16 protein-coding genes are annotated in these 12837 nt (G+C 59.5%); 6 read left to right on the forward strand and 10 right to left on the reverse strand.

Translation table 11 applies throughout. The features are described 5' to 3' along the window. Positions 1–12: 12 nt before the first annotated feature. Positions 13–1173: a Do family serine endopeptidase AlgW gene (algW, locus tag AC1DIS_RS10300; RefSeq protein ID WP_018927192.1), complete on the forward strand. Its 1161-nt coding sequence runs from the start codon at positions 13–15 to the stop codon at positions 1171–1173. Between the two features lie 55 nt (positions 1174–1228). Here the strand turns inward: algW and hisC are convergent, their stop codons facing one another. The 10 genes from hisC to AC1DIS_RS10350 all read right to left on the reverse strand — a co-directional run bounded on the left by hisC (position 1229) and on the right by AC1DIS_RS10350 (position 9179). After that, on the reverse strand, positions 1229–2281 hold the full coding sequence (hisC, locus tag AC1DIS_RS10305; protein ID WP_018927193.1) for a histidinol-phosphate transaminase: 1053 nt from the start codon (positions 2279–2281) through the stop codon (positions 1229–1231). Positions 2282–2283: 2 nt separating this feature from the next. Beyond that, on the reverse strand, positions 2284–3609 hold the full coding sequence (gene hisD / locus AC1DIS_RS10310; protein ID WP_477780859.1) for a histidinol dehydrogenase: 1326 nt from the start codon (positions 3607–3609) through the stop codon (positions 2284–2286). 125 nt (positions 3610–3734) lie between these two features. Further along, positions 3735–4370 (reverse strand): ATP phosphoribosyltransferase, encoded by a 636-nt coding sequence (hisG, locus tag AC1DIS_RS10315; protein WP_007941260.1) that lies wholly within the window; start codon positions 4368–4370, stop codon positions 3735–3737. 126 nt (positions 4371–4496) lie between these two features. Next, positions 4497–5762 (reverse strand): UDP-N-acetylglucosamine 1-carboxyvinyltransferase, encoded by a 1266-nt coding sequence (gene murA, locus AC1DIS_RS10320; protein WP_018927195.1) that lies wholly within the window; start codon positions 5760–5762, stop codon positions 4497–4499. Between the two features lie 22 nt (positions 5763–5784). Further along, positions 5785–6024 carry a BolA family protein gene (locus AC1DIS_RS10325; RefSeq protein WP_018927196.1) on the reverse strand — a complete coding sequence of 80 codons (240 nt, stop codon included), beginning with the start codon at positions 6022–6024 and terminating at the stop codon, positions 5785–5787. 114 nt (positions 6025–6138) lie between these two features. Next, positions 6139–6444: an STAS domain-containing protein gene (locus tag AC1DIS_RS10330; RefSeq protein ID WP_018927197.1), complete on the reverse strand. Its 306-nt coding sequence runs from the start codon at positions 6442–6444 to the stop codon at positions 6139–6141. Then, positions 6441–7094 (reverse strand): MlaC/ttg2D family ABC transporter substrate-binding protein, encoded by a 654-nt coding sequence (locus AC1DIS_RS10335; protein ID WP_018927198.1) that lies wholly within the window; start codon positions 7092–7094, stop codon positions 6441–6443. Before AC1DIS_RS10335 ends, AC1DIS_RS10330 begins: the two co-directional genes overlap by 4 nt. Positions 7095–7105: 11 nt before the next feature. Next, on the reverse strand, positions 7106–7573 hold the full coding sequence (mlaD, locus tag AC1DIS_RS10340; protein ID WP_007941252.1) for an outer membrane lipid asymmetry maintenance protein MlaD: 468 nt from the start codon (positions 7571–7573) through the stop codon (positions 7106–7108). Next, positions 7573–8370 carry a lipid asymmetry maintenance ABC transporter permease subunit MlaE gene (gene mlaE, locus AC1DIS_RS10345; RefSeq protein ID WP_026286502.1) on the reverse strand — a complete coding sequence of 266 codons (798 nt, stop codon included), beginning with the start codon at positions 8368–8370 and terminating at the stop codon, positions 7573–7575. Before mlaE ends, mlaD begins: the two co-directional genes overlap by 1 nt. Beyond that, complete coding sequence (locus tag AC1DIS_RS10350) at positions 8370–9179, reverse strand: ATP-binding cassette domain-containing protein (protein WP_018927201.1); 810 nt, start codon at positions 9177–9179, stop codon at positions 8370–8372. The genes mlaE and AC1DIS_RS10350 overlap by 1 nt, the downstream gene beginning before the upstream one ends. 276 nt (positions 9180–9455) lie before the next feature. On the opposite strand from AC1DIS_RS10350, the gene AC1DIS_RS10355 reads away from it, so the two are divergent. Genes AC1DIS_RS10355 through lptB form a run of 5 tightly spaced genes read left to right on the forward strand, consistent with a single transcriptional unit; the run spans position 9456 to position 12791 of the window. Continuing rightward, positions 9456–10430, forward strand: coding sequence for a KpsF/GutQ family sugar-phosphate isomerase (locus tag AC1DIS_RS10355; protein WP_064620295.1), 975 nt, complete (start codon positions 9456–9458; stop codon positions 10428–10430). Next, positions 10430–10954, forward strand: coding sequence for a KdsC family phosphatase (locus AC1DIS_RS10360; protein WP_064620298.1), 525 nt, complete (start codon positions 10430–10432; stop codon positions 10952–10954). The genes AC1DIS_RS10355 and AC1DIS_RS10360 overlap by 1 nt, the downstream gene beginning before the upstream one ends. A gap of 7 nt (positions 10955–10961) precedes the next feature. After that, positions 10962–11534, forward strand: a complete 573-nt coding sequence (lptC, locus tag AC1DIS_RS10365) for an LPS export ABC transporter periplasmic protein LptC (protein ID WP_019581167.1) — start codon at positions 10962–10964, stop codon at positions 11532–11534. Beyond that, positions 11521–12066 (forward strand): lipopolysaccharide transport periplasmic protein LptA, encoded by a 546-nt coding sequence (gene lptA / locus AC1DIS_RS10370; protein WP_064620302.1) that lies wholly within the window; start codon positions 11521–11523, stop codon positions 12064–12066. Before lptC ends, lptA begins: the two co-directional genes overlap by 14 nt. Then, positions 12066–12791: an LPS export ABC transporter ATP-binding protein gene (gene lptB, locus AC1DIS_RS10375; RefSeq protein ID WP_018927206.1), complete on the forward strand. Its 726-nt coding sequence runs from the start codon at positions 12066–12068 to the stop codon at positions 12789–12791. Before lptA ends, lptB begins: the two co-directional genes overlap by 1 nt. Positions 12792–12837 lie beyond the last annotated feature (46 nt).

A 12837-nucleotide genomic window follows, 5' to 3' on the forward strand; every position in this document is an offset into this window, starting at 1 on the left:
AGGACGTGCTTAATGCTCAAGGCGCTGCGTTTTTCCGGCTGGCCGCTATTGGCCGGCGTGCTTGTCGCTCTACTGATTATTCAGCGTTACCCGCAGTGGGTCGGGCTGCCAAGCCTCGACGTCAATCTGCAACAAGCCCCGCAAACCCTTGGTGTGCAGCAGGGCCCGGTGTCCTATGCCGATGCGGTGACCACGGCTGCGCCGTCGGTGGTCAACCTTTACACCACCAAAGTGGTCAACAAACCCAGCCATCCGCTGTTTGAAGACCCGCAGTTCCGCCGCTTCTTCGGCGACAACTCGCCCAAGCAGAAGCGCATGGAGTCGAGCCTCGGTTCGGGCGTGATCATGAGCCCGGAAGGTTACCTGCTGACCAACAACCACGTGACCAGCGGTGCCGACCAGATTGTGGTGGCGCTCAAGGATGGTCGTGAAACCCTGGCCCGGGTCATCGGCAGCGACCCGGAGACCGACCTCGCGGTATTGAAGATTGACTTGAAAAACCTGCCGTCGATCACCGTCGGCCGTTCTGACAACCTGCGCATCGGTGACGTGGCCCTGGCCATCGGCAACCCGTTCGGCGTCGGCCAGACCGTGACCATGGGGATCATCAGTGCCACCGGGCGCAATCAGTTGGGCCTGAACAACTACGAAGACTTCATCCAGACCGACGCCGCGATCAACCCCGGCAACTCCGGCGGTGCACTGGTGGACGCCAACGGCAACCTGACCGGCATCAACACGGCAATCTTCTCCAAGTCCGGTGGCTCGCAAGGCATCGGCTTCGCGATCCCGGTCAAACTGGCGATGGAAGTGATGAAGTCGATCATCGAACACGGCCAGGTGATTCGCGGCTGGCTCGGCATCGAAGTGCAACCGTTGAGTCAGGAACTGGCGGAATCGTTTGGCCTGTCGGGACGCCCGGGAATTGTGGTCGCGGGGATTTTCCGTGACGGCCCGGCGCAAAAGGCCGGCCTGCAATTGGGCGACGTGATCCTCAGCATCGACGGTGAACCGGCTGGCGATGGTCGCAAGTCAATGAACCAGGTGGCGCGCATCAAACCGACCGACAAGGTCACGATTCAGGTGATGCGCAACGGTAAAGAACTCAAGCTCACCGCAGAAATCGGTCTGCGTCCGCCGCCGGCGCCGATCCAGGAAAAAGAAGAAGAGTAAGCGGGACCCTGTGGGAACGAGCCGCGCCGCTCGCTCCCACAGGAACAGTTTTGGTCTAGAGGTCGCCGAGGCCGTCGATCAGTGCCTGATTCTGCTCCGGCGTGCCGATGGAAATCCGCAGGAACTGGGCAATCCGCTCTTGCTTGAAGTGCCGAACAATCACGCCCTGTTCGCGCAACTTCGCTGCCAGCCCCGCAGCATCGTGCTTCGGATGACGGGCGAAAATGAAGTTCGCCGCCGACGGCAACACTTCAAACCCTTTCGCTTCCAGTTGCGCGACCACTTGCTCCCGACTCTCGATGACCAACCGGCAAGTCTTGTCGAAATACTCGCGATCTTCGAACGCCGCCGCAGCCCCCACAATCGCCAGACGATCCAGCGGGTAGGAGTTGAAGCTGTTCTTGATCCGCTCCAGTGCCTCGATCAGATCCGGGTGCCCCACGGCCAGACCAACCCGCAGGCCGGCCAGGGAACGGGACTTGGACAGGGTCTGCGTCACCAACAGGTTCGGATAACGGTCCACCAGCGTGATCGCCGTTTCACCGCCGAAGTCGACGTAAGCCTCATCCACCACGACCACCGAATCCGGGCTGGCCTTGAGGATTTGCTCAACAGCGTCCAGCGCCAACAGGCAACCGGTCGGCGCATTCGGGTTCGGGAAGATGATCCCGCCGTTCGGCTTGGCATAGTCCGCCGGATTGATCTGGAACTGCTCGTCCAGCGCAACCGCATCGAACTTGATGCCATACAACCCGCAGTAAACCGGGTAGAAGCTGTAGCTGATGTCCGGGAACAGCAGCGGCTTATCGTGTTGCAACAAACCATGAAAGATGTGCGCCAGGACTTCATCGGAACCGTTACCGAGGAACACCTGATTGCCCTGCACGCCGTAGTACTTGGCAACGGCTTGCTTGAGCAGGTCGCTGTTCGGGTCCGGGTACAGACGCAGGTTGTCGTTCAGTTCGGTTTGCATCGCCGCCAGGGCTTTTGGCGATGGACCGTACGGGTTTTCGTTGGTGTTGAGCTTCACCAGTTTGGCCAGTTTCGGCTGCTCGCCCGGCACATAAGGCACCAGATTCTTGACGAACGGGCTCCAGAATTTACTCATGTTCAGTTCCCCTGCTTGTCATCAAGAATGCGGTATTCAGCACTGCGGGCGTGAGCGCTCAGCGATTCGCCACGGGCCAGTACGGAGGCGGTCTTGCCCAGTTCGGAGGCACCCTGCTCGGAGCAGAAGATGATCGACGAACGTTTCTGGAAGTCGTAAACACCCAGCGGCGAAGAGAAGCGCGCAGTGCCGGAGGTCGGCAATACGTGGTTCGGACMTGCGCAGTAGTCGCCCAGGGCCTCGGAAGTGTGGCGGCCCATGAAGATCGCGCCGGCGTGACGGATCTGCGGCAGCCAGGCCTGTGGATCGGCGACCGACAGCTCCAGGTGCTCTGGGGCAATGCGGTTGGCCACTTCGATGGCCTGTTCCATGTCGCGAACCTTGATCAGCGCACCACGGCCATTGATCGAGGTTTCGATGATCTCGGCGCGCTCCATGGTCGGCAGCAGTTTGGCGATGCTGGCGGCCACCTTGTCGAGGAACTCGGCGTCCGGGCTGACCAGAATCGCCTGGGCGTCTTCGTCGTGCTCGGCCTGGGAGAACAGGTCCATGGCGATCCAGTCCGGATCGGTCTGGCCGTCGCACACCACCAGAATCTCCGACGGACCGGCGATCATGTCGATGCCAACCTGGCCGAACACGTGGCGCTTGGCGGTGGCGACATAGATGTTGCCCGGGCCAACCACTTTGTCGACCTTCGGCACGCTTTCGGTGCCGTAAGCCAGCGCCGCAACTGCCTGCGCGCCGCCGATGGTGAACACCCGGTCGACGCCGGCGATGCAGGCTGCGGCCAGCACCAGTTCGTTGACTTCACCGCGCGGGGTCGGCACGACCATGACCACTTCGGTCACGCCCGCCACCTTGGCCGGAATCGCGTTCATCAGCACCGAGGACGGGTAGGACGCCTTGCCGCCCGGCACGTACAGACCGGCGCGATCCAGTGGCGTGACCTTCTGGCCCAGCACCGTGCCATCGGCTTCGGTGTAGCTCCAGGAGTCCTGTTTCTGCTTTTCGTGGTAGCTGCGCACACGGGTCGCGGCTTTTTCCAGGGCTTCGCGCTGAGGCACGGTGATGCGGGTCAATGCCAGTTCCAGGCGTTCGCGCGGCAGGATCAAGTCCGCCATGGACGCCACTTGCAGGCCATCGAACTTCTGGGTGAACTCGACCACCGCCGCATCGCCACGCTCGCGCACGGCCTTGATGATGTCCAGCACCCGCTGATTGACCGAGTCGTCAGACACACTTTCCCAGCTCAGCAGATGATCCAGATGATGTGCGAAATCCGGGTCAGCAGCGTTGAGTCGGCGAATTGCAGTCGGTGCGGTCATAGCGAGAGCCTCATAGGATTGGCAAAAACTCGGGCGCCCTAAGCTAGCCGTTGATCCGCTTGGGCACCCGAGAATTCTGGCTATGAGGCGGATAGACGGGCGCGACTCAAGGTCGCGCAGGTGAATCAGCCGCGGTGTCGAGACTCCACTGCCTTGCGCAGGGTGTCGATCAACGCCTGGATACGGGCATGCTGCATTTTCATCGACGCCTTGTTGACGATCAGACGGGAGCTGATGGCAGCGATGAAATCCTGTGGCTCCAGGCCATTGGCCCGCAGCGTGTTACCGGTGTCGACCACGTCGATGATCTTGTCCGCCAGGCCGATCAGCGGCGCCAGTTCCATCGAGCCGTAGAGCTTGATGATGTCGACCTGACGACCCTGTTCGGCATAGTAGCGCTTGGCGACGTTGACGAACTTGGTGGCAATGCGCAGACGGCCCTTGGGCTCGACTGCGCCGACTTTACCGGCCGTCATCAGTTTGCACTGGGCGATTTGCAGGTCCAGCGGTTCGTACAGACCCTGGCCGCCGTATTCCATCAGCACGTCTTTACCGGCGACGCCCAGATCGGCGGCACCATGCTCGACATAGGTCGGCACATCGGTGGCACGCACGATCAGCAAGCGCACATCGGCCTGGGTCGTGGGGATGATCAGCTTGCGGCTCTTGTCCGGATTCTCGGTCGGCACGATGCCCGCTTCAGCCAGAAGCGGCAGGGTGTCGTCAAGGATGCGGCCCTTGGACAGTGCGATAGTCAACATGGGAAACGTCAGTCCTTATCAAGGTACTCATGCCCGGTCGCAAACGGCGCCGGACACACATCGAGCCGGAAACCGGCTCGACTTCAACAAATCAACGGACGCGTCCCTGCGCCCATGCAGCAGGAACTAGCCCGGTACGCGGCGGATCTTGGCGCCGAGCATCTGCAGCTTCTCTTCGATGCACTCATAACCACGGTCGATGTGGTAGATGCGATCGATCAGGGTATCGCCTTCGGCGATCAGCGCCGAGATCACCAGGCTGGCCGAAGCACGCAGGTCGGTGGCCATGACTGGCGCGCCCTTGAGCTTTTCGATGCCGGTGACGATGGCGGTGTTGCCTTCAACCTGAATGTGCGCGCCCATGCGGTGCAGTTCGTAAACGTGCATGAAACGGTTTTCGAAGATCGTCTCGATCACAGCACCAGTGCCTTCGGCAATGGCGTTGAGGGAGATGAACTGCGCTTGCATGTCGGTCGGGAACGCCGGGTATGGAGCGGTCCGCACGTTGACGGCTTTCGGCCGCTTGCCGTGCATGTTCAGCTCGATCCAGTCTTCACCGGTGGTGATTTCGGCGCCCGACTCACGAAGTTTTTCCAGAACGGCTTCGAGGATGGTCGGATCGGTGTCCTTGACCTTCACACGCCCGCCGGTGACCGCTGCCGCCACCAGATAGGTGCCGGTCTCGATACGGTCAGGCATCACTTTGTAAGTGGTCGTATGCAGACGCTCGACGCCATCGATGGTGATGGTGTCGGTGCCGGCGCCGGAAACCTTCGCGCCCATGGCGTTCAGGAAGTTCGCCAGGTCGACGACTTCAGGCTCGCGAGCGGCGTTGGCCAGAACGCTGCGGCCCTTGGCCAGAGCGGCCGCCATCATGATGTTCTCGGTACCGGTCACGCTGACGGTGTCGAAGAAGAAGTGCGCACCGCGCAGGCCGCCTTCAGGGGCCTTGGCCTTGATGTAGCCGCCTTCGACGTCGATGACCGCGCCCATGGCTTCAAGACCACGGATGTGCAGGTCAACCGGACGCGAACCGATGGCGCAACCGCCAGGCAGTGCAACTTCGGCTTCACCGAAACGGGCAACCATCGGGCCCAGCACCAGGATCGAGGCGCGCATGGTTTTAACCAGTTCGTACGGCGCGATCAGGGTCTTGATGGTGCGTGGGTCGATTTCGACGCTGAGCTTCTCGTCGATCACAGGCTCAATGCCCATGCGACCGAACAGCTCGATCATGGTGGTGATGTCGTGCAGGTGCGGCAGGTTGGCCACGGTCACCGGGCCATCGCACAGCAAGGTGGCAGCCAGGATCGGCAAGGCCGAGTTCTTTGCCCCGGAGATGCGGATCTCGCCATCAAGACGAGCGCCACCAGTAATAATCAATTTATCCATAAGAATCTCGACGCCCTTGGGCTCAGGTGCGCTCGGCCCAGGCCGCGCTGCTGAAAAATTTCATAGTGACCGCATGGATGCTGCCATCGACAATCCACGGGTTCAAATGGGCATAGACCTGCTGCTGACGCTTCACCGGGCTCAACGCCGCCAGTTCATCGCTAATCACGTTCAGCTGGAAATTGCAGCCTTCGCCTTCAACTTCCACCTTCGTGTTTGGCAGCTTTCCTTCAAGGAAGCTCTTCACTTCTACGGCCTGCATGCTCAACCTCAATCGGCGCCCTGTGCGCGCGGGTCGGACATCATACAAAAARGCCCCGCGCCTGCGAACCCCGCGAAGCAGGACTCTGACGGGGGGCTTCTTTATAGATGCGGTTCAGGGGTGCGCCAACAGCTCGGTCAATTCGCTGACCTGAGCGATTTTGCGCATGTCTTCGGGCATCGCGCGAATGCTCACGGCCTTGCCGGCCACCTGGGCATCGCGCATGAAGCACAACAGCAGCGACAAGCCGACACTGCTGGACTTCTCCACTGCGGAGCAATCGACCACCAGCGCAGGCGCCTTGCTGGACTTGATCAGTACCTGCCCCTGCTTGCGCAAGTTCGGGCCGGTCCGGTAATCCAGCACACCGCTGAGCAGCAGCTCGCCGGTTTCGCTCATGCGAATGGCCGACTCACTCATTGGGCTTTCTTCTCGACAGCTTTTTCGGTGTTTTCCTTGGCTTTGGCGACTTCCCCGGCCCAACCATTGATGGTCTTGTCCAGGTCGTTGCCATTGCGCTGCATCGCATCAGCGAACTGATCGCGGAATAGCTTGCCGATATTGATGCCGTTGATGATGACGTTACGCAGCTTCCATTCGCCGTTGATCTTTTCGAGTGTGTAAGACACGGGATAGATCGCGCCGCTGCTGCCTTTGACCGTCATGCCAACGCTGGTACGGTCTCCCGATTCATCCTTGGCAGGCTCAACAGTAATGCCCTGGTTGTTGTATTCGAGCAATGCGTTGCCATAAAACTGGAACAGACCTTTTTTGAAGTTTTCTTCAAACGTCTTCATTTGCTCGGGCGTTGCTTTGCGCGAGTATTTGACGGTCATGATGCTTTTGGAAATGCCCTCGGCATCCACCACAGGACCGACGATGGTGTTCAACGCCGTATAAAAGTCTTGTGGATCCTGCTTGTACTTCTCTTTATTGGCCGACAGGTCGGCGAGCATCCGGGTCGTGGTGTCCTGAACCAGATCGTGCGCCGACTGCGCCGCCATGGCGTTAGCCATCAACGGCAAGGCTGCGAGCAATATCAACAGGCCACGTCGCAAGATAGAGATCATTGAAAAGCTCCTCATTTGGCGTCTTTGCTAACGGTATTGAGCAGAAATTTACCGATCAGGTCCTCGAGCACCAGCGACGACTGCGTGTCGTGGATGGTTCCACCATCCTTGAGCAGGGCTTGTTCCCCACCCACACTGATACCGATGTATTTCTCACCCAACAGGCCAGCGGTCAGGATAGATGCAGTGGAGTCAGTCGGCAGGTTATCTACGCGCTTTTCCAGTTGCATGGTCACCCGACCGGTGAAGCTGTCGCGATCCAGATCGATCGCAGTGACCTTGCCAATGGTCACACCGGCCATGGTCACTTTAGCTCTGACAGTCAAACCGGCGATATTATCGAAATATGCATAAAGTTTATAAGTATCGGTGCTCGGGCTCGGGGACAGGCCACTGACCCGCAACGCAAGCAACAGCAAAGCCAGGATGCCAGCCAGCAAGAAAAGGCCGACACCGATTTCCAGGGTGCGGTTTTGCATCAGAAATCTCCAAACATCAAGGCGGTCAGAATAAAGTCCAGGCCGAGTACCGCCAAAGAGGCGTACACCACGGTCTTGGTAGTGGCACGACTGATCCCCTCGGAAGTGGGCTCGCAGTCATAGCCTTGGAATACGGCGATCCAGGTCACGACGAAGGCAAAAACGATGCTTTTGATAATGCCGTTCAGCACATCGTCGACAAACGTCACGCTGTTTTGCATGTTCGACCAGTAGGAGCCTTCATAGACACCCAGCCAGTCGACGGCCACCCACGAACCGCCCCAGATACCCACCACGCTGAAAATCATTGCCAGCACCGGCAGGGAAATGAAGCCGGCCCACAGGCGCGGAGCAATAATGTACTTGAGCGGGTCAACCCCGATCATTTCCAGACTGGACAGTTGCTCGGTGGATTTCATGTTGCCGATTTCGGCGGTCAGCGCCGAACCCGCACGCCCGGCGAACAGCAAGGCCGTGACGACCGGCCCCAGTTCACGCAGCAGTGTCAGCGCAACCATCTGCCCGACAGCCTGCTCCGAGCCATAGCTGGACAGGATATTGAAGCCCTGCAGCGCCAGCACCATACCGATGAACACCCCGGAGACCACGATGATCACCAGGGACATCACACCAACCGAATGCAGTTGCTTGACCAGCAGGCCAAAACTGCCGCCGATGCCACCGCGACCGAGCAAGGCATGAAACAGGAACAGCGCCGAACGCCCGAATACCGCCAGCACATCGATGCCGGCGTGGCCGAAACGGCGCACTCTTTCTATTAATGAAATCTTGCGCATCAGCGCTTCCCCAGAAGATCTGCGCGGTAATCCGTCGCTGGAAAGTGGTATGCGACCGGGCCGTCGGGTTCACCAGTCATGAACTGGCGAATCCGTGGTTCCTGCGAAGTCATCAATTCCTTGGGTGTGCCCTGCCCCAACACTTGCCCGTCACCCACCACAATGATGTAGTCGGCGATGCTCGCGGTCTCGGCCAGATCGTGGGAGACCACGATGCTGGTGATGCCCAGCGCATCGTTGAGCAGGCGGATCAGGCGCACCAGCACGCCCATGGCGATCGGGTCCTGGCCGACAAAAGGCTCGTCGTACATGAGAATTTGCGGATCGAGGGCAATCGCCCGGGCCAGCGCGACTCGACGCTTCATACCGCCGGACAATTCGTCAGGCATCAGGTCAATGGCGCCACGCAAGCCCACGGCCTGCAATTTGAGCAGGACAATATCGCGAATCATCTCTTCCGGCAGTGTGGTATGAACACGCAGCGGAAAGGCGACGTTCTCGAATACATCGAGATCGGTAAACAGCGCGCCGCTCTGAAACAGCACGCCCATGTGCTTGCGCGCATCGAACAAATCGCTGCGCGACAACGTCGGCAGGTTCTGGCCATTGACCCAGACTTCGCCGCTGGTGGGGCGCAATTGGGCCCCCATCAACCGCAACAGCGTGGTCTTGCCACACCCGGAAGGCCCCATGATGCCGGTGACCTTGCCGCGTGGTATGCGGATATCGATGTTATTGAAAATGCTGCGCGCACCGCGCTTGAAGGTCAGTCCCTTCAGCTCGACCGCGTAGGCGTTATCGGCACTCATCTAAACTCCTTGCGATGCAGCCTCTCACTCGGACGCCTGGCTTTCTGACGAAAGCACATACCTTCCCGGGCAGGCCGAACTGGCGGCGAACTATATCACTGCAAATGCCAAGCGCCCAAGGCCCAAGCCGGGCACGTTCAGCAACATGACCACCTGAAATCATCTATTTAGAGGGTCTCGGTAACAAGGAATGACAAACCGCGACGAACTTGCGTGAGGGTTTTGATCATTACCGTTATAATCGCCGCCTTTTCATCAGGCTATACGATTTCTGACATGAGCCAATCCAGCGACCTGATTCAATCTGCACAACGCACCATCCGTCTCGAACTGGAAGCCGTGCAAGGCTTGTTACCCCATATCGACGCGGATTTCGTACGCGCTTGCGAGATGATTCTGGCCAGCAAAGGCCGCGTAGTCGTGGTCGGCATGGGCAAATCGGGGCACATCGGCAACAAGATTGCCGCCACCCTGGCCAGCACCGGCACCACGGCGTTCTTCGTGCATCCAGCCGAAGCCAGCCACGGCGACATGGGTATGATCACGCGTGACGACATCATCCTGGCACTGTCGAACTCCGGCTCCACCAATGAAATCGTTACCCTGCTGCCACTGATCAAGCGCCTGGGCATCAAATTGATCAGCGTCACCGGCAATCCCGACTCGGCACTGGCCAAGGCTGCCGAGGTCAACCTCAACGTTCACGTCGAGCACGAAGCCTGCCCGCTGAACCTGGCGCCAACCTCATCGACCACCGCCGCTCTGGTGATGGGCGATGCCCTGGCGGTGGCGCTGCTGGAAGCCCGCGGTTTTACCGCTGAAGATTTCGCCTTTTCCCACCCAGGCGGCGCACTTGGTCGACGCCTGCTGTTGAAAGTGGAAAACGTCATGCACGCCGGGCAAGAGCTGCCGCAGGTTCAGCGCGGCACCCTGCTCAAGGACGCATTGATGGAAATGACCCGCAAGGGCCTGGGCATGACCGTGATTCTGGAAGCCAACGGTAAACTTGCCGGGATCTTCACCGACGGCGATCTGCGTCGCACCCTGGACCGCAGCATCGACATCCACAGCGCCACCATCGAGCAGGTGATGACCGCCCACGGCAAGACCGCACGTGCCGAGATGCTGGCTGCCGAGGCGTTGAAAATCATGGAAGACCACAAGATCAATGCACTGGTCGTTGTCGACAGCGAAGACCGCCCGGTCGGCGCCCTGAACATGCACGATTTGCTGCGCGCTGGAGTAATGTAATGAGCACGGACCTGCTGCAACGCGGCAAACAGATCAAACTGGCGGTATTCGACGTCGACGGCGTGCTGACCGACGGGCGCCTGTACTTCCTCGAAGACGGCAGCGAATTCAAGACTTTCAACACCCTCGACGGCCAAGGCATCAAGATGTTGATGGCAGCCGGCGTGCAGACCGCTATCATCAGCGGACGCAAGACCCCGGTGGTCGAACGACGAGCCAGGAACCTCGGCATTCCACACCTGTACCAGGGTCGCGAAGACAAACTGGTGGTGCTCGACGAGCTCCTTGCCCAACTCAACCTGAACTATGAACAAGTGGCCTACCTCGGCGACGACCTGCCGGACCTGCCGGTGATTCGCCGCGTCGGTCTGGGCATGGCCGTGGCCAACGCCGCCAGCTTCGTGCGCGAACACGCCCACGGCATCACCCAGGCCCGTGGCGGCGAGGGTGCCGCGCGCGAATTCTGCGAATTGATCCTGCGCGCCCAGGGCCGCCTCGATGCGGCCAACGCCGCGTACCTGTGAGCCCATCATGCTGAGCAAAAAGATTCGCAACATCCTGATATTCGGTTGCATCGCGGCGCTATTCGCTGCGGTCGGCTATTGGAACATCAGCCCGGAACGCTTCCTCGACAAGCCAGTGGCGCATGTCGATGAAGCCATGATCGACTATTACGCAACCAACGCCCACAGCGTGCAGTACCTGCCGGACGGCAAACTGCAGTATGAAATGACGTCCGACAAGGTCGAACACCTGAAGGCGACGGAAGTGACGTTGCTGTCCAACCCTGACCTGAACATGTTTCGTGGCACCGAATTCCCTTGGCACGTCCAGAGCGAACGCGGCGAAGTCAACCCGGACGGCACCCAGGTCGAGCTGATCGACTCGGTACGTATCACGCGTTTCGACGAAAAAAACCGTAAAACCCTGATTACCACCACCCGTATGACAGTGTTCCCGCAGCAGCAATATGCGCAGACCGATCAACCCGTTAGAATCGACGGCGCCGGCGGTGTATCGACAGGCAACGGAATGAAAGCGTACTTGAAAGAAAGCAGGATACACCTGCTATCGAACGTAAGAGGACAGTATGAGGCTCGTTAAAACCCTCCCTATTTTGCTCAGTCTGAGCGCAGCACTGGGAAGCGTGAGCGCCTGGGCTCTGCCGACCGATCAAGCGCAGCCTATCCGCATCCAGGCCGACGACGCCCAACTGGACGACAAGAACGGTGTTGCCACCTATAAAGGTGATGTGATCATCACTCAGGGCTCGATGATCGTTAAGGGCAACACCGTGACCATCACCCGCACGCCAACAGGCGAGATCGATGTGGTGACCTCGGTGGGCAACCTCGCCTACTTCGAGCAACTGCAGACCGCTGGCGACACCAAGCCTGTTCAGGGTTGGGGCGTGACCATCCAATATCACGCCGCGCAAAACCGCGTCGTACTGATCGACAAGGCCAAAGTTGTCGACAAGGACAACAACGTCACCCAGGGCGAAAAAATCGTCTATGACACGATCAAGAAACTCGCCAGCGCCGGTCGCGCCACGGGCAGCAAGGTCACCGAGACACGTCCGCGTATCGACATGGTGATCCAGCCGAAGAAGAAAACCGACGAGAAAACCCAGTAATGGCAACTCTGAAAGCTCAGCATCTGGCCAAGAGCTACAAGAGCCGCCAGGTCGTGCGTGACGTCAGCCTGTCCATCGACAGCGGCCAGATCGTCGGCCTGCTTGGCCCCAACGGCGCCGGCAAAACCACCTGTTTTTACATGATCGTGGGTCTGGTACAGGCCGATCAGGGTCGCGTACTGATCGATGACCTGGACGTCAGCCACCAGCCGATGCACGGTCGCGCGAAGGCCGGTATCGGCTATCTTCCGCAAGAAGCGTCGATCTTCCGCAAGCTGTCGGTGACCGACAATATCATGGCCATCCTCGAGACCCGCAAGGAGCTCGACAAGGCCGGTCGCCGCAAAGAGCTGGAAAGCCTGCTGCAAGAATTTCACATCCACCACATTCGTGACAGCCTTGGCATGAGCCTGTCCGGTGGTGAACGCCGTCGGGTGGAAATCGCCCGGGCACTGGCCACCAACCCGAAATTCATCCTCCTCGACGAACCCTTCGCCGGCGTGGACCCGATCTCGGTGGGCGACATCAAGCAGATCATCCACCACCTCAAGGCCAAAGGCATTGGCGTGCTGATCACTGACCACAACGTCCGTGAAACCCTGGACATCTGCGAAACCGCCTACATCGTCAACGATGGCCAGCTGATCGCTGAAGGCGACTCCGCCACCATCCTGGCCAACGAACTGGTCAAGGAAGTGTATCTGGGCCATGAGTTCCGCCTGTAAGCGCTGAGGTGCCTGGCCAGTCGCCTTGGTGCTCATATCAATAAAA

The organism is Pseudomonas sp. 05N433 (assembly GCF_056396925.1).

What these genes read in the sequence shown, in the direction of transcription:
- AC1DIS_RS10330 (WP_018927197.1), bottom strand. Translation starts at nt 6,444, where the DNA reads ATGAGTGAGTCGGCCATTCGCATGAGCGAAACCGGCGAGCTGCTGCTC.
- mlaE (WP_026286502.1), bottom strand. Translation starts at nt 8,370, where the DNA reads ATGCGCAAGATTTCATTAATAGAAAGAGTGCGCCGTTTCGGCCACGCC.
- murA (WP_018927195.1), bottom strand. Translation starts at nt 5,762, where the DNA reads ATGGATAAATTGATTATTACTGGTGGCGCTCGTCTTGATGGCGAGATC.
- lptC (WP_019581167.1), top strand. Translation starts at nt 10,962, where the DNA reads ATGCTGAGCAAAAAGATTCGCAACATCCTGATATTCGGTTGCATCGCG.
- lptB (WP_018927206.1), top strand. Translation starts at nt 12,066, where the DNA reads ATGGCAACTCTGAAAGCTCAGCATCTGGCCAAGAGCTACAAGAGCCGC.
- hisC (WP_018927193.1), bottom strand. Translation starts at nt 2,281, where the DNA reads ATGAGTAAATTCTGGAGCCCGTTCGTCAAGAATCTGGTGCCTTATGTG.
- AC1DIS_RS10360 (WP_064620298.1), top strand. Translation starts at nt 10,430, where the DNA reads ATGAGCACGGACCTGCTGCAACGCGGCAAACAGATCAAACTGGCGGTA.
- AC1DIS_RS10355 (WP_064620295.1), top strand. Translation starts at nt 9,456, where the DNA reads ATGAGCCAATCCAGCGACCTGATTCAATCTGCACAACGCACCATCCGT.
- AC1DIS_RS10350 (WP_018927201.1), bottom strand. Translation starts at nt 9,179, where the DNA reads ATGAGTGCCGATAACGCCTACGCGGTCGAGCTGAAGGGACTGACCTTC.
- mlaD (WP_007941252.1), bottom strand. Translation starts at nt 7,573, where the DNA reads ATGCAAAACCGCACCCTGGAAATCGGTGTCGGCCTTTTCTTGCTGGCT.
- AC1DIS_RS10325 (WP_018927196.1), bottom strand. Translation starts at nt 6,024, where the DNA reads ATGCAGGCCGTAGAAGTGAAGAGCTTCCTTGAAGGAAAGCTGCCAAAC.
- hisG (WP_007941260.1), bottom strand. Translation starts at nt 4,370, where the DNA reads ATGTTGACTATCGCACTGTCCAAGGGCCGCATCCTTGACGACACCCTG.
- algW (WP_018927192.1), top strand. Translation starts at nt 13, where the DNA reads ATGCTCAAGGCGCTGCGTTTTTCCGGCTGGCCGCTATTGGCCGGCGTG.
- AC1DIS_RS10335 (WP_018927198.1), bottom strand. Translation starts at nt 7,094, where the DNA reads ATGATCTCTATCTTGCGACGTGGCCTGTTGATATTGCTCGCAGCCTTG.
- lptA (WP_064620302.1), top strand. Translation starts at nt 11,521, where the DNA reads ATGAGGCTCGTTAAAACCCTCCCTATTTTGCTCAGTCTGAGCGCAGCA.